Below are 22,963 nucleotides of genomic sequence, written 5' to 3'. Positions count from 1 at the left end.
GGGTCGCCCAACCCGTCAGAGCCAGGGCGGTCTCCGCGGAGGTCTCGTCCCGCCGTGCGGGATCTGCTCGACGAGGCGCTCGCGGGTGTAGCTGCTCGTCCTACGCGGTTGATTCTCACCACGCTCGGCACCGTGCTTGGGGTTGCTGCCCTGGTGGGGACTGTGGGGTTGGGACAGACTGCGGCCGGGCAGATCACGCAGCGGTTCGACCTGGCGGCGGCGACGCGGGTGGTGGTGTCGCCGGATGACAAAGGCGGGCAGCAGGGGGAGGCGGCGACGCAACTGCCGTGGGATGCGCCGGACCGGATCCAACGGCTGAACGGCGTCGACGCGGTCGGCACGGTCAGCAACCTGCAGATCGGGGACGACCTGGTGCAGAACGTGACCGGCCTGGACAGCGGTGCCGGCAAGGCGCTCCCGGTGATGGCCGGATCCGCCGGCCTCTGGGACGCCGTACGCGCGGTGCTCAAGACCGGCAGGTTCTTCGACGACGGCCACGACCGGCGCGCCGACAAAGTGGTTGTCCTCGGCAAGCATGCCGCCGAACGCCTCGGCATCAACCGCGTCGACTCACAACCGGCAGTGTTCATCGGCGCCGTGCCGTACACCGTGATCGGCATCCTCGACTCGGTCAGCGGCCGCGCCGAGCTGAGCGACGCGGTGATCATGCCGAACGGCACCGCACGCGAGGCCTACAACCTCCAGTCACCCGACGCGGTAGAGATCCGCACCGCCGTCGGTGCCGCGCAACTGATCGCCGAGCAGGCCCCGATCGCGATCCAGCCGAACGACCCGAGCACCCTGAGCGTCGACGCTCCGCCCAAGCAGGGCGCCGTACGGAAAGGCGTCGAGTCCGACCTGAACGCCCTGTTCCTGTTGCTGGGCGCGGTCGCGCTCCTGGTCGGCGGCCTCGGCATCGCCAACGTGACCCTGCTGTCGGTACTGGAACGCGTCTCGGAGATCGGCCTCCGCCGAGCCCTCGGCGCCGCGCGAAGACACATCGCCGTGCAGTTCCTGGTCGAGAGCGTGATCGTAGGTTTCCTCGGCGGACTGCTCGGTACGGCGGTCGGCGTGATCCTGACCGTCAGCGTGTCCTGGATCCGCGACTGGACCCCGATCCTCGACAACCGGCTGGCGTTCGGTTCACCCCTGCTCGGTGCGTTCATCGGTCTGGTCGCCGGTACGTACCCCGCCTGGAAGGCCTCCGCCATCCAGCCGATCACCGCGCTGCGAGGCACGTGAGTACAGCAAAGCGGTGAGCGCGTAACCGACCACGACGAGCGCGAGTACCGGGTACGACTTCCCGCTGTCGGGCAGGATCGCCGCGCCGAGCGCGGCCGCGGAGACCTGCCCGACGTTGAAGATCATGTCGTACAGCGCGAACACCCGGCCGCGGTACGCATCGTCGACACCCGTCTGGACGAGGGTGTCGACGCTGATCTTGATGCCCTGCACGCAGAATCCGGTGAGGAACCCGCCGATCACCAGCGCGGGCCTGGTGTAGAACCCGATCGGTACGGCGCTCACGACCGCGGCGCCGACGAACAGCCAGGTGATCCACCGGCGCAGCGACATCACCCGGGTGCCCCACGGCGTGACCAGTGCGGCGACGAACAGACCGGCGCCGACGGCCCCGGTCGCGATCGCGAGCGCGCCGAACGCCTGGTCGAGCTGCCCGGGTCCGTAGAAGTAGTTGCGGTAGAGCAGGACCATTGCGACCGTCATCAGCCCGAAGAAGAACCGCAGCGAACCGATCGCGGCGAGACCGAGCGCGGGCTGCCGGCGTTCGCGGAGGTGCCGGCCGCCGTCGACCAGGCCGGTCGCGATCGTACGGAGCGCTTCGACGATGCCGGGCTCGTCGCCGCTCAGGTCGGGGCCGAGTTGGTCGCGGCGGAGCCGGAGGGCGATGAGGGCGGCGGCGGTGTAGACGACCACGGTCAGCCCGAGCACGGTGAGGTCCGAGTCGACCAGCAGCTTCACCCCGGCGCCGATCCCGCCGCCGACCAGGAAGGCCGCCGTACCGGAAGTGGGCGTGACCGCGTTGGCCATCACCAGTTCGTCGCGTTCGACGACGTGCGGGAGGCCGGCGGAGAGGCCGGAGAGCAGGAAGCGGTTGACGCCGAGGGTGAGCAGTACGGCGAGGTAGAACGGAACGCCCGCGTTGCCGACCGCGACGAGTGCGCCGACGCCGATCACGAGGACCGCACGGGTCAGGTTCGCGCCGAACAGGATCTGGCGGCGCGACCAGCGATCCAGCAGTACGCCGGTGAACGGGCCGAGGATCGAGTACGGCAGCAGCGACACCGCGAACAGCCCGGCGATCGCGGCCGCGTCCGGCGCCCGCTCGGGCGAGAACAGCACGTACGACGCCAGCGCGACCTGGAACACCCCGTCGCCGCACTGCGACGTCAACCGAACCGCGAACAACCGCCGGAAATCACGCCGCTGCAACAACGTCCACAGATCCCGGATGAACCGCACGCCTGCACTGTAACCGCCGAGCCTGTCGAGAACCTCCGGCCTACGCCAACCGCGTCGGACTCTGGAAGGACTAGCTCGCGGCACCCCTGAGGAGATAGTCCACCACGGCCGCGGGCCGGCCCAGCATCGGGAAGTGCGCACCAGGTACTTCGTCCGGAGCGAACCCGAGCCGCTCCTGCGTCACCCGCCGCAGGAATTCGGCAGGAAACAGCAGGTCGTCCCGCGCGATCACCGCTCGCGTCGGCACGTCCGGCCAGTCCTCAAACGCACACGGGTCGTTCATCGGCCTGTCCGACTGCGTCCGCAACTGCCGGCGCGCCTCGGCCGCGAACTCCGGCGGCAGATCATGAAAGAACGCGTCCACGTCACCGTCGACCCAGTCGTACCCGGTGTTGCCCCACCAGTCGGCGATCCGCTCGCCGGGCGCGGGCACCATCGCGGCGACCAGCACGAACTCGCGAACCGGCAGCCGCTCGCACGCCAGTGTGCCGGTGAAGCCACCGAGCGAGTGCGCCACCAGCACGACCTCCTCGTCGCCCGGTACGGCGTTCACCACCGTGTCGACGTACTGCGGCAACCCCGCCGACGGGTCGTCGCAGGGCAGGTCGACCGGGATCACGTCGTACCCGCGGGAACGAAGCTCGGCAGTGACGCGATGCCAGTGCCAGGACGTACTCGCGGCACCGGGGATCAGTACGAAGCGCATGCTCAATTCAAGCCTCTCTCAAGGCCATTGCCGGACGCACCAGTTACGATGGTTGCCGGTTCCGAGCCGCAGCGCGGATGGGATGTTCATGGCTGAATCGCACGAGCGCGCTGCGTATCCGCACCACCTGGCGATCACGCTGCGGTGGAAGGACAACGACGTCTACGGGCACGTCAACAACGTCGAGTACTACAGCTTCTTCGACACCGTCATCAACGATTTCCTGATCCGCTCCGGCGGGCTCGACATCCACGGCGGCGAGGTGATCGGGTTGTGCGTGGACTCGCAGTGCACGTTCAAGCAGCCGCTGGATTTCCCGGGGGTGGTCGACGCCGGGCTTCGCTGCGCCCAACTCGGCAACTCCAGCGTGCGCTACGAGATCGCGCTGTTCCGCGAGGACTCCAGCCATCCCGCCGCCACCGGCCGCTTCGTCCACGTCTTCGTGGACCGCACCAACCGCCGCCCGGTCCCAGTCCCGGCCCTCATCCGCACCGCCCTGGAAGGGATCACCCCATGATCGTGAAAGGTGCGGTTCTGCGGGAGATGGGGTTGGCGGCGCCGTACGCCGAGTCGCGGCCGTTGCGGGTGGAGGAGGTCGAGCTCGCGCCGCCGGGGCCGGGGGAGTTGCTGGTCCGGATCCGGGCCGCCGGGCTGTGCCACTCGGACCTGTCGGTGATCGACGGTTCGCGCCCACGCGTGATGCCGATGCTGCTCGGCCACGAGGCCACCGGCGAGGTGATCCATTCCGAGGCCCCCGGTTTCACCCCCGGTGACGTGGTCGCCTGCGCCTTCGTCCCCGCGTGTGGCACCTGCGGCCCGTGCACCTCCGGACGCCCCGCCCTCTGCGAACCAGGCGCCACCGCCAACACCAGCGGCACCCTCCTCACCGGATCTCACCGCCTGACCGACCAGAAGGCGGATGTCATCCACCACCATCTGGGCATCTCCGGGTTTGCGGATCATGCCGTGATCTCGGCACGTTCGGCGGTGAAGATCGACCCGACCCTCCCGCCACAGATCGCCGCACTCTTCGGCTGCGCAGTCCTCACCGGCGTCGGCGCGGTAGTGAACACAGCGCGACTGCGTGCAGGCCGCAGTACAGCAGTCTTCGGCCTTGGCGGCGTCGGTCTCTCTGCCCTCCTCGGCGCGGTGCTCGTCGGCGCCCACCCGATCGTCGCCGTCGACGTCGTACCCGCCAAACTCCAACTGGCCCGCGAGCTCGGCGCAACGGCAGCGATCGACGCCCGCGCCCCGGACGCCGTCGACCAGGTCCGGGAAGCAACATCCGGCGGCGCGGAGTACGCCTTCGAGACAGTCGGCAGCGCCAAGGTCCTGGAGCAGGCGTACGCCGCAACCCGCCGCGGCGGGACCACGATCACAGTCGGTCTCCCGCACCCGTCGCAGTCCTTCAGCGTGCCGGCGGTCAGCCTCGTCGCCGAGGAACGCACCGTGAAAGGCTCCTACCTCGGCTCGTCGGTCCCGTCCCGCGACATCCCCCGGTACGTTGCGCTCTACCAAGCCGGCCGGCTACCGGTCGACCGGCTGCTCACCGCCACCGTCGGACTCGACGACCTCAACGAGGCGTTCGACGACCTCGCCGCCGGTACGTCGATCCGTCAGGTGCTGCTCTTCTGAAGGTTCTCCGCGGCCTTCTGGAAGGTTTCCACGTTCCGGTGCTGGGCCTCCTCGGTGTAGTTGTCGCCGAAGTAGTCGGCCGGCGGGATCGGCCGGATCTCCAGCTGGCCGGAGCTCCGCGGATCGCCGGCGCCGAGGGCGTCCGCGGCGATACACCGCCAGCCCCATTCCTCCGCCTCCGCCCGGGAGGCCACCTCGATCAGGCAGAACCCGGCGATCAGTTCCTTGGTCTCGGCGAACGGACCGTCGACCACGCGGCGGTTCCCCTCGTCGAGCTGCAACCGGAAGCCGTGCGAGCTCGGCAACAGCCCGTCCCCCGCCAGCAGCACGCCCTTCTCCGCCATCTCGGCCATCACCAGGCCCATCGCGGTCAGCGCGGCCTCGGTCGGCGGCTGCCCAGCCTCGGATTCCGGATTGGCCTTGAAGATCATCATGAAACGCATCGAGAGCCTCCCAAGTCGGCGTTAAATCCCGAGACGAATCTATACAGCGGCAGGGACCTTCGGGCAGGCTACGCACAGTGCGTTCGCGTACACCGCTCGTGAGGATGTCAAGTGAGGCACGCCGGAGTACCTGAGGAGTTCCCGCCCCATGCCAACCCGCCCCCTGCATCGCCGCCGGATCGGTGCACTCGCTGTCGCCGGCACCGTCGTCTTCGGAGCCGTGGCCGTCGCGCTGGGTAACCAGGCCGACGCCAAGCAGCCCGCGCCTCCCATCGACCAGCTCCTCGGCCAGGAGTTGCCGGGCCGGACCGCGCTCGGCCGCGTCCAGTCCCGGCTCGACGAGGTGGCCGCGCAGAACAAGCTGACCACCGACCACCTCCGGCAGATCCTGGCCAGCGACAAGACGGCCTGGCTGGACCACGCCGGCCGGCTGTTCTACCGCGAGCCGGTCGCCACGACCACCGAGCGGACGGCCGACGCGGTCGCCTCCCCGCGCTGGGCGAAGACCGCGGTCGCTGCTGCCACCGGTCCGGCGTTCGAGCTGCACAGCAAGCCCGGCTCGAACCGGGTCATCTACCTCGACTTCACCGGACACACGATCACCGGTACGGCGTGGAACGCGTCGAAGGGTGTCGACCCGGTCAACGTGTCGGCGTACGACACGGACGGCGATCCGAGCAGCTTCAGTACGGCGGAGCAGGACGTCGTACACGAGGTCTGGGCCAGGGTGGCCGAGGACTACGCGCCGTTCGACGTGGACGTGACGACGCAGGAGCCGGATCCGGCGGCGATCGAGCGGTCGAGCGCGTCGGACCAGCAGTACGGCACGCGGGTGCTGATCGACCCGGACACCTGGTACCAGTCCGGCTGCGGTTGCGGCGGCGTGGCGTACGTCGGCGTGTACGACAACTCCTCGCAACACGCGTACTACCAGCCGGCGCTGGTGTTCACGAAGGGCGTCGGCACCGGTGCGAAGAACCTGGCCGAGGCGGCGTCGCACGAGGCCGGGCACAACGTCGGGCTGTCCCACGACGGGACGTCGACGGTCGGGTACTACCAGGGCCACGGCGCTTGGGCGCCGATCATGGGCGTCGGGTACTACCGCGGGATCAGCCAGTGGAGCAAGGGCGAGTACGCCGACGCGAACAACAAGGAAGACGACTTCGCGGTCGTCGGCACCCACGGCCTCGCACTCCGCGCCGACGAGGCAGGCGACACGACCGCCGACGCGGCCGCGCTGACGGTCGGTACACCGGTGTCCGGGATCATCGCGGCCGAGGACGACACCGACGTCTACCGCGTCGATGTGAGTGCTGCGGGCAACTACTCCGCGACGGCGAGCCCCGCCGCGGTCGGCGGCAACCTGGACATCAAGCTGGACCTGCTGGACGGTTCCGGAGCAGTCGTTGCCTCCAACGACCCGGCCTCCGGCCAGAGCGACGCCGGGACGCCGACGGGCCTCGGCGCGAGTGTTAGCGGCGCCCTCCAGCCGGGTACGTACTACCTGCGGATCGACAACGTCGGGTACGGCGACCCGCTGAACACGGGGTACTCCACCTACGGCAGCCGCGGCGCCTACACGGTCGGCATCTCGTCGTCCTGAATCCCTGTGGCTGGTCGCTTTCTGGCGGATCGACCAGCCACAGGTCCTCGTTCTAGATGGCGCGCTCCAGCGGGGCAGTGAGCGACTGCGGAACGATCTCCAGCCGGTCGAAGCGCCAGCCTTCGGACGTACGCCGCGCCCGGTAGTAGTGAATCGCGGCAGCGATCTCCTCGGTCATGTCGTGGCGGACGAGCACCGCGATGTCGTTCGCCCGCACGGTCGCGGTGTCGCCGTCGATCGCGATCATCAGGTTGGACTTGTTGTGCAGGGTACCGACGTAGGTGTCGTGGCCCTTGCGGGCGAGCTGGACGAGCGCCTCGACGCCGGTGGCCTCGCCCCGGAGCGACGTCACGGCGATGTCGTCGGTGAACAGTTGCTCGCTCTCGTCGTACCGCAGTTCGTCGATCCACAGGCTGTGCCGGGCGACCAGCTCGGCGAGCTCGCTGCGGTCGATGAGTTCGCGGAGGTCGGTCATGGTCGGACTCCTTAATGGTTAGGCGGACTAACATTGGCGCCTCCAATGAATGTAGATCGTTAGTCCGACTAACGCAATAGGCGTACGCTGCGTCCATGGACGACGACCTGCGGTTCGATCACGGTGACCGGACGCCCGAGCGGGTGAAGGCGCAGCTGTCCCGCCTCGTCGGGATGACCGCGGCCCAGACGCAGCGCGTTTCCAGCGAGGCACTCCGCGCCATCGGTGCCCACAAGGACCACTTCGTCGTGCTCGCGGCACTCGCCGAGTTCGGTCCGGCCAGCCAGGCAGCGGTCGCCGGCCGGGCACGCGTCTACAAGAGCGACCTGGTCGCCGTACTCAACGAACTGTCGGACGGCGGCTGGATCCACCGCGCTCCGGACCCGACCGACAAACGCCGCAACGTCATAACGATCACCCCCGCCGGCGAAGCCCGGCTAGCTGAGCTCGACCGCATCCTGTCTGCGGTCAACAACCACCTCACGGCGCCTCTGACCGCGGACGAACGAGCTCAGCTCTTCACCCTCCTGACCCGAGTCAACGACCACCTCGCGCGTTCCCCCAACCTGCCGTGACTTGCGGGCTCAGGCTTGTATCAAGTGGCGGGCGGCCAGCTCAGCCAACGCTGCAGCGTTGTCGCCGAGGACCGCGTCGTCGAACCGCACGACACTCGAGTGGTTGGACGGCGCCTCGCCCGCAGCCACATCGTCCGGCCGCGCACCCATCATCGCGAACGTCCCCGGCACCTCGCGCAGCACCATCGAGAAGTCCTCGGCGCCCATCAACGGGTTCCGCAACCGCTCCACCCGCTCCGCGCCGAACAACCCGGTCAGTACCTCGGTCGTCTCCGCCGTACGCCCGGCATCGTTCACCGTCACCGGGTACTGCGGGTTCAGCCGCGCGTCGACGGTGCAGCCGTGCGCGGCCGCGATCCGTTCCGCGAGGGCGGGCAGGTCGCGGGTCAGCTGCTCGAGCATCGCGTCGGACAGCGTCCGTACCGTCGCACCGAGGCGGGCCGAGTTCGGGATGACGTTGATCGCGACACCCGCCTCGAGTTGCGTCACGGTGACCACCACAGGGTCGAACACATCGACCCGCCGCGTCACGTATGCCTGCAACGCCAGCACGATCTCCGCCACCACCGGCACCGGGTCGACCGTCGTCGCCGGCATCGACCCGTGCCCGCCCTTGCCGTACACGGTGATGTGCAACTGGTTCGAGCTCGCCATCATCGTCCCCGGCCTGAACTGGAAGACCCCCTTCGCGGCCTGCGCCCAGACATGCAGTGCGTACGCCGCGATCGGCTTGTCACCGGTCGCATCCAGCAGACCTTCGCGCAGCATGTACCCGGCCCCGCCGAGCCCTTCCTCACCGGGCTGGAACATGAAGATCACGTTCCCGTGCAGCTCTTCCCGATGGGCACTCAGCAGCCGCGCCGCACCAACCAGCCCTGCCGTGTGCAGATCGTGGCCGCAGGCATGCATGTTGCCGTTCTCCGCCGCATACCCGAGCCCTGTCTCTTCGACCACCGGCAACGCGTCCATGTCCCCACGCAACAACACGGTCGGCCCCGGCGAACCACCCCGCAGCACTCCGACGACAGACGTGACCTCACGCCCGGTGCTGACCTCCAACGGCAACCCCGCCAACGCATCCATCACCACCTGCTGAGTCCGCGGCAACACCAGCCCCACCTCAGGCTCCCGATGCAACACCCGCCGCAACTCCACCAACCCGCCCGCAATCCCCACGCCCTCAGCAACAAACTCCACAACAACCTCCAGTCCCCATCCACACCAACCTGCCCGCCACCGTACCCACACCAACCGCGCCCCTCACTCGGCTGCTGTCAGTCCCGCGACAACCTGCGCGGACGATCTGCGCGGGCCGCGGACGTTCCCGAGGGCCCCGGGGCCGACGGTCGATGATCAACAGACTGAGCATTCCAACTCGGCCGCTGCCCCGGCTCTCCACCCTCGGCACGCGAACCATCGCCGGCCCGACCATCCTGCTGCGGCTTATGAAGCGGCGCGTTCGCTCCAAGACCTGCGTCAAGCGCCCGCCGAAGCTCCTGATTCCCCGACCAATGCGCGGCGATCTGCCGGACTTCCGCACTCGCGTTCCGGAAGGCGGCGCGTCCCGCCATACCGGACATGCGAATGTCGGAGGGGTCCTTCGGGTTGCAGTCGTGGATGGCGGCGAACGGCCCATGCATGGCCTCGGCGATGCGGCCGACAGCGTCCGCCTTCGCCGCCTCGGGAACCAGCTGGCTCAAATGTTTCGCGTACAGCAGCTCCGCGGCGACCGGGAACTTCTCTGTCGCGTTCACCACCGCCATTCGATGCACGACCTCGGCAGGCTCCAGACCGACGTTCTTGCCAACGGCCGCAGCGAACTCGTCGACGGCAGGAATATAGGCCGCGTACGCTCCCTGGGTCGGTGCCGTTCTGATGCCGGGAGCGATCCGTTCCAGTTCGAGTGCGTCGATGTAGTTGGTGAGTTCGTTCCGCGTCGCTCGCTCGGTGACTCCCTCTTCGAAGACTTTGTGGGCTTTTCCTTCGTACGCGTCGAGCGGGAAAGTCAACGACGTACCTGGACCGGCCATCAGGTGGATGTTCTCGTGCAAGACGATCCGCAGGGCTTCGCGGAAGCTCATCAGTGTCTCGTCGTCGTGCTGCCGCTCGGCACGATCGAACATCTCCTGCAGAGGCTCGGTGACATCGATGGGGTTGTACTGGATGGTGCCGTCCCACGTCACACCGGACGCTAGCTCGTCGCTCCGCGGGAGTACTTCGTACCGCTTGTTCCAGGACGAGTGGTGCGCGCGCAGCGTCGCCACAGCGACATCCGCCTGGACCTGCATCAGTTCGGCGGGACTCGCGACCATGCTCTTCGGTCCTTGCTATTCGGCGTGTCCTTGGTAGCCGGGGTGGGTGGGGTCGTTGTGGATGCGGACCGCTTCGATGTCCATCGCGAGTGGTTCGTTGAGATGGCGGATGGTGCTTGCCTCGGCCCCGTCCATCGATGCGGCGATCCGGCCGATCTCGGTCATGGCGGCCCTGAGGAGTTCGATGCGTTCGTCGGGGGTGCCCTTGCTGAGGAAGGCCTTCGACTGGACCCGGATCGCGGCGGCCATCTCGTCCGACATCGGTGGGGCCTTGAGGTTCAGCACGCGCTCCAGCGACTCCATGCTGTCCTCGGCGCGCTGACGATCTGCTGCCGGCTCCACGGTCGGGATCAGCGCCTTCAAGCGGTCGACCTCGATCCACAAGTCCTCCTCGGCGATCGACTTGGCCATCACCGCATCGACCAGCCGCTGCTCCTGCTCGTCATACGCCGCGTAGTCCATGGGCTCCAGTATTCCGTGCGATGGCGCCTGACGCCGCAGTGTGATGGCCAGACTGCGGCCGGGCGAGCCGTGGCCTATCGGCCCGCCCCGGGGCGGGCCGGTGAGTCAGGGATGGTCGTCGGTTGGGGTAGATCTCCAGGGAGCTGGCGAGCAACGGCGTGGACGGCGTAGGCGTTGGGCTTCGGCGGTGAACTTCTCTGCGTCCAGGGAGTCAACACAAATGAGCAGGTGCAAGTACTCGGCGTGAAAGGTCTTGTAGTCCATGGGTCCGGTCTCCCGAGTAGATACGACTGGTGATGCGTTCATCTGGCGAGCTCCGCGATCGGGGTGGCTGGTCGGTGGGGACGGGGCGTTGTGACGGGGATGGTTGATGGGCGTGGGGTGGCCACGCCTGACATGGCTGTGTGGATGGGGGATGGGGTGCGTGCTCGGCTGAACGTGTACGCGGATTCTGCCGACTGGATTTCGTGGTCGAGGTGGGTCAGGAGGTTTTCGGCGGTGAGGCGGGACTTCTTGGTGGCCAGGTCGGGTGCGACCAGTTCATAGACGTCGAGGTGGGAGAGGCCGGTGCGGAGGATGGACTCGAGGTGGGAGCGGGTGGTGGCGGCTGGGGATTCCAGGGTGGGGAGGCGGGTGGAGTTGTAGAGGTGGTCGACCAGGAGAGGGAACTGGCCGGCGGCGGTTTGGCAGTTGAGGGATTGGAGGGTGTGGCCGGGTGGCTGGTTGTTGCGGGTGTCGAGGTCCGCGGTCAGGTGGCGGACGGCGGGAACGAAGGCGGCGTAGTAGCCGCCGGAGCGGACCGAGTTGATGCCGGGGGCAACTTTGTCGACGCCCAGGCGGTTGAGGTAGGCGTCGAGGTGGTCCTGGGCCCAGGCTTCGGTGACGCCTTCCTCCAGCTCACGGCTGCCGGGTTTGACGAAGCCTTCCCGGGCGGCTTCCTGGGTCGCGCCCGATGGGCCGAGGAAATGTGCGTGTTCGTGCAGGATGGTCGCCAGCGATTCCCGGTAGGCGCGGAGGGTCGGCGGCGCGTGGTACTCCCCGGCGTGCTCGTACAGGTGCTGGAGAGGGGCGAGGATTGCGTCGTGGTCGAGGTACAGCGTGCCGTCCCAGTGGGCGAGTCCGAGGATCGCGCTCGAGGTCGCGACGACGCGTCCGTTCCACGCGGACTGGTCGGCGCCGGCGAGGACGCGGGCGATCTCGCCGCTGACCGCGAGCAGGTCGGCGACCGATGCCGGCGTCCTCACGGGCGGTGCGCGAGCGCGAGCCGGGCGAGGGAGTCGGCGGCGCGACGGTATCTGGTCTGCTCGTGGGGATCGTCGGCGGTTGCCGCGAGTCGGCTGAGCTCGGTGATCAGCCAGTCGTTGCGTGCCTGCCGTTCCGTCCGGGCGTCGGTGCGGGTCGTGGGGTCGGTCGAGTGCTCCATGGGGTGTCCTCCCGAGTCGTGAAGTCGGCGGAGAACATACGGAGATCGACGCCGTTTCTACGGGGGACTTTTGGAGCTGTGGATAACTAGAACAGCGTGGGCGGCTCGGTTGCGACGGGTTCCGGGAGCGGGCCCAGTGTGGGGACGGCTGCGGCCACCGTCGCGTGAAAGTGGCGGGCGAGGTTCAAGGCCTCGGCGTTGTCGGGGGTGTGCAGGAAGATCGTCGGTGAGCGGCCTTCGGTGAGCCACTCGACGACCAGTTCGACGAGGTACGCCCAGCCGTCCACGGTCTCGGCGACGGAGTCGCGGCCGATGTAGCGGACGATCGGGTGGCCGGTCAGCGCGCGGGTTCGGCGGGCGACCCTGGGTTTCTTCATCCACGCGTCGCGCTCGGCGAAACTGGTCGGCCGGCGGGCGAACAGCGTGCCGGTGTCGAACGGGATCCACTCGGCCTGAGCGCGCGCCAGTACGCGTTCGAGATTCGCAGCAGCCTGTGGATCGTCGAAGAACGACCGGTGCCGGACCTCCACGGCGTACCGATGTTCTCTGGGGGAGTTGTGCAGGAAGGCCGCGAGCGCGCCGAGGTCGGTCGGGGAGAAGGCGGCCGGTAGCTGGATCCAGACCGTGTGGTTGCGCGGCCCGAGCGGTTCGATCGCGCTCAGGAACGCGCGCAGTTCGGCGTCGACGTTGGTGAGCCGGCGTTCGTGCGTGATGACCTGCGGCAACTTCACCACGAACCGGAAGTCGGGCGGCGTCTGCGCGGCCCAGTTCTCCACGGCGGAGCGGGACGGCGTCGCGTAGAAGGTCGTGTTGCTCTCGACCGCGTTGCACCACGAGGCGTACGACCGCAGCTTGTCCCGCGACGGCTGCGGCCACGCGGCGTGCGTCCACTGCGCACAACCGACGTACAGCATGCCTACAACCTTCGCACGTACTGCCGACACACATGCACCCGCCCGAACCGCTCCCGCATCACCGCCTCGGCCGAGATCCGCTGGTACCAGTCGTTTGCGGCCGCGTCCCCGCGGGTCCAGGCGTCCAGTACGTCGCTCTCGAGCCGCGGAAGGACCGCGTCGAGGAGGCGCGTGGCCAGGCCCTCGCGTTGGTGATCGGGGTGGATGGCGAGTACGGCGATGGTCGCGCGGTCCGGGAAGAGTTCGACGTCCATCAGGCCGACGACTGTGTCGTTCTCGACGGCGACCAGGCGATGGACGGGGTTCTCCAACGTGGGGCGCTCGACGACGACGTCGTCGAAGTACTCGGTGTTGAAGAAGCTCAGCAGGCGGCAGCGGAGCCAACTGGTGGCGTCGGCGTCACGGTAGTCACGGATCTCGATCATCCGGCGTCATGATGGCACGCCGCCCCGGGGCGGGGCGGCGTGCCGGTGCAGCTGGGGTCAGCGCTCGACCTCGCCGCGGATGAACTTCTCGACGAGGTCGCGGCAGACGTCGTCGGCGTACTGCTCCGGCGGCGACTTCATGAAGTACGACGACGCGGACAGGATCGGGCCGCCGATGCCGCGGTCCTTGGCGATCTTGACCGCGCGGATCGCGTCGATGATGATGCCGGCCGAGTTCGGCGAGTCCCAGACCTCGAGCTTGTACTCCAGCGACAGCGGTACGTCGCCGAAGTTGCGGCCCTCGAGCCGGATGAACGCCCACTTGCGGTCGTCCAGCCAGGCCACGTAGTCGGACGGGCCGATGTGCACGTTGCGGGGATCGATCTCGTCGCGCAGCTGTGAGGTGACGGACTGGGTCTTGCTGATCTTCTTGGACTCCAGCCGCTCGCGCTCGAGCATGTTCTTGAAGTCCATGTTGCCGCCGACGTTCAGCTGGTACGTCCGGTCCACCGTGACGCCGCGGTCCTCGAACAGCTTGGTCAGCACCCGGTGCGTGATGGTCGCGCCGATCTGCGACTTGATGTCGTCGCCGACGATCGGCACGCCGGCCGCGGTGAACTTGTCCGCCCACTCCTTGGTGCCGGCGATGAACACCGGCAGCGCGTTCACGAACGCGACACCCGCGTCGATCGCGCACTGCGCGTAGAACTTCGCCGCCTGCTCCGACCCCACCGGCAGGTAGCAGACGAGTACGTCGACCTGGGCCTCCCGCAGCGTCGCGACGACGTCGACCGGCGAAGCGTCGGACTCGGTGATGGTCTCCCGGTAGTACTTGCCGAGGCCGTCGAGGGTGTGACCGCGCTGCACCGTCACGCCGGTCGGCGGTACGTCGCAGATCTTGATCGTGTTGTTCTCGCTGGCGCCGATCGCGTCGGCGAGGTCGAGGCCGACCTTCTTGCCGTCGACGTCGAACGCCGCGACGAACTCGACGTCGCGCACGTGGTACTCGCCGAACACGACGTGCATCAGACCCGGGACACGCTCCTCGGGCTTGGCGTCGCGGTAGTAGTGCACGCCCTGGACGAGCGAGCTTGCGCAGTTGCCGACGCCGACGATCGCCACTCGGATCGAGGTCATCTGGAATCTCCTTGGGTAGGCGGATGGTGCTGGTCAGGGGGCCGCTGTTGGCGCCGCTCGCCGTCGATCAACTCGTTCAGCCAGCGGACCTCGCGCTCGGCCGACTCCAGGCCGTGCCGTTGCAGCTCGAGGGTGTAGGCGTCGACCCGCTCCGCCGTCCGGCTCATCGCCGCCCGGAAGTTGGCCAGCCGCTCCTCCATCCGGGCCCTGCGGCCCTCGAGGATGCGCAACCGGGTGGCCGGATCGGTCCGGCCGAAGAACGAGAAGCGGACGCCGAAGGTGTCGTCCTCCCAGGCCGACGGACCGGCTTCGTGCATCGCGTGCGCGAAGTAGTCCTTCCCGTCGGCGGTGATCGTGTAGACGATCTTGGGCCGGCGACCCGACTCCGGCGTCCCGGGGTCGGCCGTGATCAGCCCGTTGCGGAGCATCGCCTTCAGGCACGGGTAGAGCGAACCGAACGACAGCACACGTCCCCAACCGAACTGGGCGTTGACGCGCTTGCGGAGCTCGTAACCGTGCATCGGCGCTTCGTGCAGCAGACCGAGTACGGCGAGCTCCAGGACCCCACTGCGGTTTCCCATGACCCACCTCCCACGGTCCAGTTTGTCATGACCTGATGTATCGGTTCGATACATCGTGCCGCCACTGTAAGCAGACCCGATGCTTGTGGACAACTCCTGACAAACCCGATCTTTGTCACCTCCGCGAGCCGCCGCGCCCGGGAAACCTGTTACGTCAGGCGCCGAGCTGCGTTAATCGAATGACACCCAGCGTCGTAGCCCGGGAGCGGAGGGTAATGACCGACAGTCATGGGAAGCACGCCAGAGCCGAGGCCGAGGCCGAGGGCGTGCTCGCCCGGCTGGCCCTGCGGTTCACCGCCTTCACCGAGAAGTGGCTGCCGGACGCGTTCGGGTTCGTCCTGGTCGGTACGTTCGTGGTGCTGCTGTTCGGCCTGGTCACCGGTGAGCCGCTGCTGAAGCGCCCCGACGACCCGGCCGCGACCAAGGGCTTCGGGATGGTCGATGCCTGGGGCATCGGGTTCTGGTCGCTGATCACGTTCACCCTGCAGATGGCGATGATCATCATCGGCGGGCACGCCGTCGCCACCAGCGGGCCGATCGCCCGGTTGATCACCCGCCTCGCGCGGATCCCGAAGAGCCCGCGGAGTGCCGTCGCGTTCGTCGCCGCGGTCGCGATGCCGGCGTCGTACCTGAACTGGGCCTTCAGCCTGATCTTCGCCGCGATCCTGGCCCGCGAGGTGGCCCGGAACGTACCGAAGGCCGACTATCGCGCGCTCGGTGCGATGGCGTTCCTCGGCCTCGGGACCGTGTGGGCGCAGGGGTTGTCGGGCTCTGCCGCGTTGCAGGTGGCGAGTGCGAGCAGCAGTCCGTCGCCGGTACAGGAGGTGATCAAGGCGGCCGGTCATGCCAGCGGCCTGATCCCGCTCAGCGACACGATCTTCACCTGGCAGGCGATCGTCGCGACACTGATCGTGTACGTCGTCGGCGTCGCGATGGCGTGGTTCATCGCCCCGGGCGAGGGCAATGCGCGGACCGCGGAGGACATCGGCATCGAGCTCAAACCGCTCATTGGACGCGGGTCGCCATACAACGGTCAGCGGGACGAGAAGCGCAGGCCGGGTGACTGGCTTGAACACTCACCGTTGTTCAGTCTGCTGATCGTGCTGCTCGGTGCGGTCTACCTCGTGCGGTACTTCAGCGGGAAGAACTTCTTCAACGCGCTCGACCTGAACACGGTCAACCTGGTGCTGTTCCTGCTCGCGATGCTGCTGCACTGGCGCCCGTGGCGGATGGCGCGTGCGGTCCGCGACGGTGCCCCGGCTGCGGCCGGCGTACTGCTCCAGTTCCCCTTGTACGGCGGGATCTTCGGGATGATCGCCTACACCGGGATCTCCGGGCGCCTGGCCGGCTGGCTGGTGAACGCGAGCAGCCAGTTCCTGTTCCCGCCGCTGGTCGCGATCTACTCGTGCATCCTCGGCATCTTCGTTCCCAGCGGTGGCAGCAAGTGGGTGATCGAGGCGCCGTACGTCCTGCAGGCCGCGAACACGCTGCACGTCGACGCGGGCTGGATGGTCGTCGTGTACGACCTCGGGGAGGCAAGCGCCAACCTGCTGCAACCGTTCTGGATGCTGCCGACGCTCGCCATCCTCGGCCTCAAGGCACGGGACATCATGGGCTACACGTTCACGATGTTCCTGGCTTGTTTCCCTGCCGCACTGATCGCGTTGACGCTACTGGCGCCCCACGTCACCTCATGACTGTATTGAATGCCGCGCCTCCGGCGCGGCGGTCATGAGACCCGAACTCCCGTTCTTCCCTCGTCGCTCCAGTCGCTTCGCTCCCTGCGCTCCTCAGTCCAGAACGGGAGGCCTCATGACCCGGAAATAGTCGAACTGTGCGGTTGCCTTGCCGTACTGCGCTTCTGTCTGCGCGGACGAGCCCTGTGACACCAGGCCGATCCGGGGCGTCGTACCGGCGGGCAGGGTCCACGCCGCGCCCCACACCCAGTGCTTCCCGTCGGTGCTGGACGCTGCGCGGTACCTGTGCTCGCCGGTCTGCGGTACGACGTCGTGCGCCAGTCGCAACCAGGTCGTCTCGGCCGGCGGGCCGATCATCGCGCCGCCGAACGTGACCACCGACGGAGCTCCGACCGGCGTGAACCGCATCCGCTTGCCGAACTCGACGAACCGGCTGGTGCCTCCGGCAACATGATCGAGCCGCATCCAGTTCTCGTCGTCCAGGTAGACCAACAGACCCGCCTGCTGGTAGTTCCGCACCGTGTCGGTGCCGACGTCGAGGTGCAGCTTGGTCTCCACCACGAAGTTGCCGCTCGGCTGGTCGCGGAGCAGCAGCGACGCCTTGGCCGCGGTGTTGTTGTCGGTGAGATCGTTCGTCTCGGTCTTCCACCGCAGTGCGCCGTTGGCGACCGTCGCGTCCGGGCTGACGTTCCGCCAGGTCCATCCGGCGCCCAGTCCGCGGGTGAACTCGTCGGAGTACTGCGGGTCGACCCGGCCGATGCGTGGCGTCGGGGCTGCGCGGGTGACCGGCTTGTAGAGCGGTGCAACGGAGAAGTTGCCGGCACCGCCCACAGGCGCGGCTGCTCCTGCGCCAGGCAGTGCAGGCAGCTGGACCGTCGCCAGCGGATCGCCCAGTCGGTCCTCACTGAACTCTGCGGTCGCTTGGTTGTTGCGGATCTCCAGTGCGATGGTGCCTGGTACGTCGAGAGGCACAGGCACGCTACGGGTGAAGCCGGCGCGGTTGGTCACCTTCAGCTGGCCCTTGTTGAGTACGGCTGTCACACCGTGCGCCGAGACGCCCTGGCCAGTGCCTGTGACGTCTGCTTCGACCCGTACGTTGCCTTGCGTCGCAGTAGAGGTCGTGACTGGCGAGACCTTGCTGGACTCACGAGGACCGGCCCCAGCGTTCACTTCCGGCCAGCCGTCGATCCAGTCGAGTCGGTCGAGCAGCATCGGCCGGAGGAGCCAGCCGTTGCTGTTGGTCACGAACGGATCGGTGCGGTCCACACCGTGGTACGCGAGCCACTGCTGGCCGCTCAGGTCCGTGACGACCGACGCGTGGCCGGTACCGACCCAGCGGTTCCCGTTCGGCGCGACCACCGGCGTACCGCCTGTGCGGGACGCGTTCAGGCCGTGGCCCTCCCGGTCCAGGAATGGGCCGAGCGGACTGCGGGACCGTCCGGCGAACACGGCGTACCCAGTAGTCGGGCCGGCGCAGCAGTTCGAGGAGGAGCCGAACAGGTAGTAGTACCCGTCGTGCTTCACGACGTACGCGCCCTCGAAGCGGTCCCGGGCGACGTCTGTGACCGCTCCGACCGTACGCAGGCCGTCAGGCGTCAGCCGTACGGCGTGGATGCCGCCGTTGTAGCTGCCCCAGTACAGGTACCGCGTACCGTCCGTGTCCGTGAACTCGGCCGGGTCGATCGTCCACTGGAATCCACCGCCCGCGGCCGGCCGTGGTGCTACGACCGGTGCGCCGGAGTCGGTCCACGGGCCGGCCGGGGTCGGCGCGGTGGCGGCACCGATCGCGTAGTCCCAGTCGCCCGGCGTCGTCGTGGTGTTCGGGACCGTGAAGTACAGGACGTACTTCCCGTCGAGGTAGCGGATGTCCGGCGCCCAGAACCCGCTGCTCGGATCCGCCCAGGTCGGCCGGTTGTTCGCGCCGAAGACCGAGCCGACCTTCTCCCAGTGGGTGAGGTCGCGGGAACGGGCGATCTTGTACGAGTCGCCGTCGTGCCCGTCCTTCGCGTACGGGCCGCCGGTCGAGTACGCGTACCACCAGCCGTCGCGGCCCTTGATCATCGAAGGGTCCGGGAAGTCGGCCGAGTACCCGGCGGTGACCGGATTCGTGTAGCCGGCGGCCGGCGGGGCCGCGGCGTGACTGACCGAGGAGACGAGCAGCGTCAGGCCCGCTGCGAGCAGTGAGAGGCGGATCACATCCCCAGGGAACCGGATGCTTCCAACGTTGTAAAGACTCAACCTGAGAGTTCCCCTGGACCACTTTTCGCGAGGTCGGCCCGGTGTTGCTAGCATCCGGAGCGGATTCGGGCCCGTTACCACACCCACCGTAGTCTGTGGGGCAATGACTTCCGCGAGATCGTCGAGGATTGCACTGTGAGTGAAGGTCGTAGAAAGGCCACGCCGCGCCGGCGCAAGAAACACTGGGCGGTCCGGGTTCTGGGCTGGCTGGCCGCACTCATGTTCGTCGGCGTCATCGGCGCGGTGGCAGCGTTCTTCGTCATCTACCAGACGACCAAGATCCCGGACCCGAACAAGGAATTCGCCACCAACACCACCACGGTGACGTACGCCGACGGGATCCAGCCGCTCGGCAGCTTCTTCGAACAGAACCGGCACTCGGTGCCGCTGGCCCAGATCCCGAAGCACGTCCAGGACGCGGTGATCGCGGCCGAGGACCGGACGTTCTGGACCAACCCCGGCATCTCGCCCCAAGGCATGGTGCGAGCCGCCTGGAACATCGCGCGTGGTCAGCAACTGCAGGGTGGCTCGACCATCACTCAGCAGTACGTGAAGGTCATGTACCTGACTCAGGAGCGGACCTTCACCCGAAAGCTCCAGGAGCTGTTCATCGCGACCAAGCTCGGCCGGACGCGGGACAAGAGCGCGACGCTCGAGGGCTACCTGAACACCATCTACTTCGGTAAGGGTGCCTACGGTATCTCCGCCGCCGGCCAGGCCTACTTCTCCCAGCCGGATCCGCGGAAGCTGACGGTCCAGCAGGCGGCGCTGCTGGCGACCGTGCTGAACAACCCCACGCTCTTCGATGTCACCGACACCGATCCGCGGACGAAGAAGCGGATCGTCGACAGGTACCACTACGTCCTGGACGGTATGCAGCAGATGGGCACGATCTCGTCGGCCCAGGAGGCGAAGTACGCCAACAAGCTGCCTCAGCTCAATCCCCCGAAGCAGACCAGCGGCCGCTACCAGGGTCCGAAGGGCTACCTGCTGGACATGGCCCGTAGGGAGTTGCTGCAACGGGGCTTCACCGACGATCAGATCAGCGGCGGCGGACTGAAGGTCACGACCACCTTCAGCTACGGCCAGCAGAAGAACATGATCGTCGCGGCTCAGACCAAGGTGCCGGACAAGAAGGACAACCTGCATGTCGGGATGGCCACGGTCCAGCCGGGCACCGGGCGGCTGCTGGCCGTGTACGGCGGGCCCGACTACGTGAAGAGTCAGCTCAACTGGGCGACGGCGAAGGCCCGGCCGGGGTCGGGATTCAAGCCGTTCGCGCTGGCCGCGGCGCTGAAGGACGGCAAGAGCATCTACGACATCTTCCAAGGCAACAGCCCGATCAAGATCCAGGGCCAGAAGCTCGGCAACGAGTTCAACCGGGACTACGGCGACGTCACGTTGCTGAAGGCCACCGAGCAGTCGATCAACACCGCGTTCTACGACCTGGTCGACAACAAGATGGACAACGGGCCGGACAAGGTGGTCACTGCCGCTGAAGCGGCCGGCATCCCGAAGACGAAGGTTCTCGAGGACGGGCGGCACAACCCGTCGACAGTGCTCGGCCCGGACCCGTACGCGTCCGCGGTCGACATGGCCGAGGCCTACGCGACGTTCGCGGCGGACGGCGTGTACGCGCCGCTGCACGTCATCAGCGAGGTCAAGGGCCAGGACGGCAAGGTGCTGTTCACCGACAAGAGCCTCGACAAGGACAAGAAGCAGGCGTTCACTCCGGACATCGCGCGGATGGTCAACTACGTCCTCCAGGACGTCGTGACCGGCGGCACCGGTACGGGCGCCAAGGCGCTTGGACGCCCGGTGGCCGGCAAGACCGGTACGGCGGGTGGCGTCGCAGTCGAGGACCGCACGAAGGACAATGCGTGCGGTGGCTGCATGGCGGGTTCCGCGACCCTGACCTCGTGGTGGACCGGCTACACTCCGCAGCTCTCGACCGCGGTGGTGTACCGGGCCGGCAAGACCGGTGAGAGCAACCTCGACCCGTACTCCTCCGACAAGGCGTTCTTCGGTGGGAACTGGCCCCTGCAGACCTGGCTGGCCTACATGAAGCCCGCCCTCAACGGCGTAGCCGAGGAAGCCTTCCAGGACCCGAACGCGGACCAGATCAAGGACACGACCACCCCGACGTACACGCCGCCGCCGAACACGCCGACGAATACGCCGACCAACACCCCGACCAACACGCCGCCCCCGAGCACACCCCCACCGAGCACTCCGCCGCCCAGCACGCCGGACAAGCCGACGAACACGCCGACCAATACCAAGCCGACGCAGCCGACCACCCCGGTGATTCCAACGCTGCCGACAGGCGGGCCGACGAAGCCAAGCAACACACCAAAGAAACCCGGCACCGGCGGCCAGTAGTCGTCGTGGTCGGTCGTCCGGGCGGCTGGAACCCGGATGGGGGACGATAGGGGCGTGACTCGGGCGGACTGTGGTGTGCGGTGGTGGCGGCGTGTTTGAGCGCGCGGCTGCCGGCGAGCCTCGGCCGGGGCGGGCCCGGCGGGCCCGGGCGGAAGGGGTTTGGTGGCAGCGGTGGATGCCGTCGGCGCTCGGGCGGGACGTGCTCGGGTGGTGGCTGGTGTCCCGGTTGGCGCTGTTTGTACTGTCGGTGTCGGCGCCGCTGCTCTTCAACCGCGGTACCGACTATCCGAACGTGTGGCGGGCGTGGCTGCAGTGGGACGTCTGGCATCTGAACGCGGTCGCCCAGTACGGGTACAACCACGGTGAGCCGTCCGGTGCGCCGCTGGCGGCGTTCTTTCCGGGCTACCCGTTGCTCGTGCACCTCGTCGCGTACACCGGGATCGGTTACGTTGCCGCGGGCATCGTGGTGTCGGCCGTCGCAAGTGCGGTCGCGGGCGTGTACCTCGCGCGCCTGGCGGAGTACGAGTTCCCGGAGCTGAAGGGGTTCGGGCCGCACGCGGCCATGGTCTGGTACGGCGCCCCGGTCGGTGTGTTCCTCGCGGCCGGGTACACGGAGTCGCTGTTCTGCGCGTTCGCGTTTCCCGCCTGGCTGGCGGCGCGGCAGGGCCGTTGGGCCCGCGCGGCCGTCTTCGTCGCGCTGGCGTCGACCGTACGAGTCTCCGGGCTGTTCCTGATCTTCGCGCTCGGTGTCGAGTTCCTGACCTCGAAGAAGCGGGACTGGTTGTCGCTGCCCTGGTTGGCGCTACCCCTGGTACCCGTGCTGGCCTTCATGGCGTACCTGAAGCAGATCCACGGATCCTGGTTCGCCTGGCACCAGGCGCAGGAGAAGGGGTGGCCCCGCAAGTTCACCTGGCCGTGGACCTCGCTGCAGCACACAGTGGAGGCCGCGACCAAGGGCCGGTTCCCCGCGGACCGCACCGACTGGACCTGGATGTTCCGGGCGGAGCTGGTCGCCCTGTTCATCTGCCTGGTGCTCCTGGTCTGGCTGCTCTGGCGCCGATCCTGGGGCGAGTCCGCGTGGGTCGCCGCGACACTGGGCGCCTTCTGTACGTCGTACTGGGTCTTCTCGCTCACTCGGGCCACCCTGCTCATGTGGCCGCTGTGGATCGGCCTGGCGGTCCTGATCAAGCGAAAACCATGGCTGGGCCGGCTCTACCTAGGCCTGGCGATACCACTGGCCGCTGTCTGGGCAGCAGCGTTCTTCACCGGCCGCTGGTCCGGCTGAGAAGTCTGGTTCCTGTCATTGTCCGGCATGTGGACAGTTTTGGGATGAGGCAACCCCTGGGCGGGCTCGAACGTCGATAGGGATGAAGGGGTGGCAGTCCGGGCGGGGACCGCCACCCCTCATCAAGTTCCGGCGGAACCTCTCAGGGGCAGGCTCCGCCGGGTAGTCCGGTACCGAGGGCGATGGCAA

The 22,963-nt window shown here is 67.9% G+C and carries 22 protein-coding genes; 8 read left to right on the top strand and 14 right to left on the bottom strand.

Translation table 11 applies throughout. The annotated features are described in order from the left end of the window. The first annotated feature begins 54 nt into the window (after window positions 1–54). Window positions 55–1,242 (top strand): ABC transporter permease, encoded by a 1,188-nt coding sequence (locus JOF29_RS23760; protein ID WP_209696682.1) that lies wholly within the window; start codon window positions 55–57, stop codon window positions 1,240–1,242. On the opposite strand, the gene JOF29_RS23755 is transcribed toward JOF29_RS23760, so the two are convergent. After that, window positions 1,144–2,481 (bottom strand): MFS transporter, encoded by a 1,338-nt coding sequence (locus JOF29_RS23755; RefSeq protein WP_209696681.1) that lies wholly within the window; start codon window positions 2,479–2,481, stop codon window positions 1,144–1,146. The two genes, JOF29_RS23760 and JOF29_RS23755, sit on opposite strands and share 99 nt — an antisense overlap. A 70-nt stretch (window positions 2,482–2,551) precedes the next feature. Continuing rightward, window positions 2,552–3,187: an alpha/beta fold hydrolase gene (locus JOF29_RS23750; protein ID WP_209696680.1), complete on the bottom strand. Its 636-nt coding sequence runs from the start codon at window positions 3,185–3,187 to the stop codon at window positions 2,552–2,554. Window positions 3,188–3,275: 88 nt separating this feature from the next. On the opposite strand from JOF29_RS23750, the gene JOF29_RS23745 reads away from it, so the two are divergent. Then, complete coding sequence (locus JOF29_RS23745) at window positions 3,276–3,704, top strand: acyl-CoA thioesterase (RefSeq protein ID WP_209696679.1); 429 nt, start codon at window positions 3,276–3,278, stop codon at window positions 3,702–3,704. Next, window positions 3,701–4,822 (top strand): zinc-dependent alcohol dehydrogenase family protein, encoded by a 1,122-nt coding sequence (locus JOF29_RS23740; RefSeq protein WP_209696678.1) that lies wholly within the window; start codon window positions 3,701–3,703, stop codon window positions 4,820–4,822. The genes JOF29_RS23745 and JOF29_RS23740 overlap by 4 nt, the downstream gene beginning before the upstream one ends. On the opposite strand, the gene JOF29_RS23735 is transcribed toward JOF29_RS23740, so the two are convergent. Next, window positions 4,804–5,265, bottom strand: coding sequence for a YciI family protein (locus tag JOF29_RS23735; protein ID WP_209696677.1), 462 nt, complete (start codon window positions 5,263–5,265; stop codon window positions 4,804–4,806). The two genes, JOF29_RS23740 and JOF29_RS23735, sit on opposite strands and share 19 nt — an antisense overlap. Window positions 5,266–5,413: 148 nt before the next feature. Here JOF29_RS23735 and JOF29_RS23730 point away from each other — a divergent pair, with 148 nt between their 5' ends. After that, complete coding sequence (locus JOF29_RS23730; RefSeq protein WP_209696676.1) at window positions 5,414–6,868, top strand: pre-peptidase C-terminal domain-containing protein; 1,455 nt, start codon at window positions 5,414–5,416, stop codon at window positions 6,866–6,868. Between the two features lie 52 nt (window positions 6,869–6,920). On the opposite strand, the gene JOF29_RS23725 is transcribed toward JOF29_RS23730, so the two are convergent. Beyond that, window positions 6,921–7,343 (bottom strand): nuclear transport factor 2 family protein, encoded by a 423-nt coding sequence (locus JOF29_RS23725; RefSeq protein WP_209696675.1) that lies wholly within the window; start codon window positions 7,341–7,343, stop codon window positions 6,921–6,923. Window positions 7,344–7,438: 95 nt separating this feature from the next. Here JOF29_RS23725 and JOF29_RS23720 point away from each other — a divergent pair, with 95 nt between their 5' ends. Then, window positions 7,439–7,918 (top strand): MarR family winged helix-turn-helix transcriptional regulator, encoded by a 480-nt coding sequence (locus JOF29_RS23720; RefSeq protein WP_209696674.1) that lies wholly within the window; start codon window positions 7,439–7,441, stop codon window positions 7,916–7,918. 9 nt (window positions 7,919–7,927) lie between these two features. On the opposite strand, the gene JOF29_RS23715 is transcribed toward JOF29_RS23720, so the two are convergent. The 9 genes from JOF29_RS23715 to JOF29_RS23675 form a co-directional block, all read right to left on the bottom strand. After that, the gene (locus JOF29_RS23715) at window positions 7,928–9,115 is read right to left on the bottom strand and encodes a M20 metallopeptidase family protein (RefSeq protein ID WP_209696673.1); all 1,188 of its coding nucleotides are present in this window, start codon (window positions 9,113–9,115) and stop codon (window positions 7,928–7,930) included. Window positions 9,116–9,192: 77 nt separating this feature from the next. Further along, complete coding sequence (locus tag JOF29_RS23710) at window positions 9,193–10,182, bottom strand: hypothetical protein (protein ID WP_209696672.1); 990 nt, start codon at window positions 10,180–10,182, stop codon at window positions 9,193–9,195. Between the two features lie 63 nt (window positions 10,183–10,245). Then, window positions 10,246–10,692: a hypothetical protein gene (locus tag JOF29_RS23705; RefSeq protein ID WP_209696671.1), complete on the bottom strand. Its 447-nt coding sequence runs from the start codon at window positions 10,690–10,692 to the stop codon at window positions 10,246–10,248. A gap of 302 nt (window positions 10,693–10,994) precedes the next feature. Then, window positions 10,995–11,936: a hypothetical protein gene (locus tag JOF29_RS23700; RefSeq protein WP_209696670.1), complete on the bottom strand. Its 942-nt coding sequence runs from the start codon at window positions 11,934–11,936 to the stop codon at window positions 10,995–10,997. Beyond that, complete coding sequence (locus JOF29_RS23695) at window positions 11,933–12,115, bottom strand: hypothetical protein (protein ID WP_209696669.1); 183 nt, start codon at window positions 12,113–12,115, stop codon at window positions 11,933–11,935. Before JOF29_RS23695 ends, JOF29_RS23700 begins: the two co-directional genes overlap by 4 nt. Window positions 12,116–12,201: 86 nt before the next feature. Beyond that, entirely contained in the window at window positions 12,202–13,029 is an 828-nt protein-coding gene (locus JOF29_RS23690) for a DUF72 domain-containing protein (RefSeq protein ID WP_209696668.1), read from the bottom strand. A 2-nt stretch (window positions 13,030–13,031) separates the two neighbouring features. Further along, window positions 13,032–13,454 carry a GNAT family N-acetyltransferase gene (locus tag JOF29_RS23685; RefSeq protein ID WP_209696667.1) on the bottom strand — a complete coding sequence of 141 codons (423 nt, stop codon included), beginning with the start codon at window positions 13,452–13,454 and terminating at the stop codon, window positions 13,032–13,034. A gap of 57 nt (window positions 13,455–13,511) precedes the next feature. Next, window positions 13,512–14,591 (bottom strand): inositol-3-phosphate synthase, encoded by a 1,080-nt coding sequence (locus JOF29_RS23680; RefSeq protein WP_209696666.1) that lies wholly within the window; start codon window positions 14,589–14,591, stop codon window positions 13,512–13,514. Continuing rightward, a complete protein-coding gene (locus JOF29_RS23675; protein ID WP_131284360.1) occupies window positions 14,588–15,172 on the bottom strand; it encodes a PadR family transcriptional regulator in 585 nt (194 codons plus the stop codon). Before JOF29_RS23675 ends, JOF29_RS23680 begins: the two co-directional genes overlap by 4 nt. Before the next feature lie 215 nt (window positions 15,173–15,387). Here JOF29_RS23675 and JOF29_RS23670 point away from each other — a divergent pair, with 215 nt between their 5' ends. Then, window positions 15,388–16,869: a short-chain fatty acid transporter gene (locus JOF29_RS23670; protein WP_209696665.1), complete on the top strand. Its 1,482-nt coding sequence runs from the start codon at window positions 15,388–15,390 to the stop codon at window positions 16,867–16,869. 93 nt (window positions 16,870–16,962) lie between these two features. Here JOF29_RS23670 and JOF29_RS23665 read toward each other — a convergent pair whose 3' ends face one another. Next, window positions 16,963–19,065 carry a glycoside hydrolase family 43 protein gene (locus tag JOF29_RS23665; RefSeq protein WP_209696664.1) on the bottom strand — a complete coding sequence of 701 codons (2,103 nt, stop codon included), beginning with the start codon at window positions 19,063–19,065 and terminating at the stop codon, window positions 16,963–16,965. Window positions 19,066–19,242: 177 nt separating this feature from the next. Here JOF29_RS23665 and JOF29_RS23660 point away from each other — a divergent pair, with 177 nt between their 5' ends. Further along, on the top strand, window positions 19,243–21,489 hold the full coding sequence (locus tag JOF29_RS23660) for a transglycosylase domain-containing protein (RefSeq protein ID WP_209696663.1): 2,247 nt from the start codon (window positions 19,243–19,245) through the stop codon (window positions 21,487–21,489). 91 nt (window positions 21,490–21,580) lie between these two features. Next, window positions 21,581–22,774 (top strand): mannosyltransferase family protein, encoded by a 1,194-nt coding sequence (locus JOF29_RS23655; RefSeq protein ID WP_307863637.1) that lies wholly within the window; start codon window positions 21,581–21,583, stop codon window positions 22,772–22,774. Window positions 22,775–22,963: the final 189 nt, after the last annotated feature.

Origin of the sequence: Kribbella aluminosa, assembly GCF_017876295.1 — a bacterium.
GTDB classification, from domain to species: Bacteria; Actinomycetota; Actinomycetes; order Propionibacteriales; family Kribbellaceae; genus Kribbella; species Kribbella aluminosa.
The sequence above is the reverse complement of the archived record's forward strand: the minus strand, read 5'-3'. Positions and strand labels throughout refer to the sequence as shown.

Bases quoted from the DNA above. Each gene is read 5' to 3' on its own strand.
- JOF29_RS23750 (WP_209696680.1), bottom strand. From the start codon at position 3,187: ATGCGCTTCGTACTGATCCCCGGTGCCGCGAGTACGTCCTGGCACTGG.
- JOF29_RS23745 (WP_209696679.1), top strand. From the start codon at position 3,276: ATGGCTGAATCGCACGAGCGCGCTGCGTATCCGCACCACCTGGCGATC.
- JOF29_RS23740 (WP_209696678.1), top strand. From the start codon at position 3,701: ATGATCGTGAAAGGTGCGGTTCTGCGGGAGATGGGGTTGGCGGCGCCG.
- JOF29_RS23735 (WP_209696677.1), bottom strand. From the start codon at position 5,265: ATGCGTTTCATGATGATCTTCAAGGCCAATCCGGAATCCGAGGCTGGG.
- JOF29_RS23730 (WP_209696676.1), top strand. From the start codon at position 5,414: ATGCCAACCCGCCCCCTGCATCGCCGCCGGATCGGTGCACTCGCTGTC.
- JOF29_RS23725 (WP_209696675.1), bottom strand. From the start codon at position 7,343: ATGACCGACCTCCGCGAACTCATCGACCGCAGCGAGCTCGCCGAGCTG.
- JOF29_RS23720 (WP_209696674.1), top strand. From the start codon at position 7,439: ATGGACGACGACCTGCGGTTCGATCACGGTGACCGGACGCCCGAGCGG.
- JOF29_RS23705 (WP_209696671.1), bottom strand. From the start codon at position 10,692: ATGGACTACGCGGCGTATGACGAGCAGGAGCAGCGGCTGGTCGATGCG.
- JOF29_RS23695 (WP_209696669.1), bottom strand. From the start codon at position 12,115: ATGGAGCACTCGACCGACCCCACGACCCGCACCGACGCCCGGACGGAA.
- JOF29_RS23690 (WP_209696668.1), bottom strand. From the start codon at position 13,029: ATGCTGTACGTCGGTTGTGCGCAGTGGACGCACGCCGCGTGGCCGCAG.
- JOF29_RS23685 (WP_209696667.1), bottom strand. From the start codon at position 13,454: ATGATCGAGATCCGTGACTACCGTGACGCCGACGCCACCAGTTGGCTC.
- JOF29_RS23680 (WP_209696666.1), bottom strand. From the start codon at position 14,591: ATGACCTCGATCCGAGTGGCGATCGTCGGCGTCGGCAACTGCGCAAGC.
- JOF29_RS23675 (WP_131284360.1), bottom strand. From the start codon at position 15,172: ATGGGAAACCGCAGTGGGGTCCTGGAGCTCGCCGTACTCGGTCTGCTG.
- JOF29_RS23670 (WP_209696665.1), top strand. From the start codon at position 15,388: ATGACCGACAGTCATGGGAAGCACGCCAGAGCCGAGGCCGAGGCCGAG.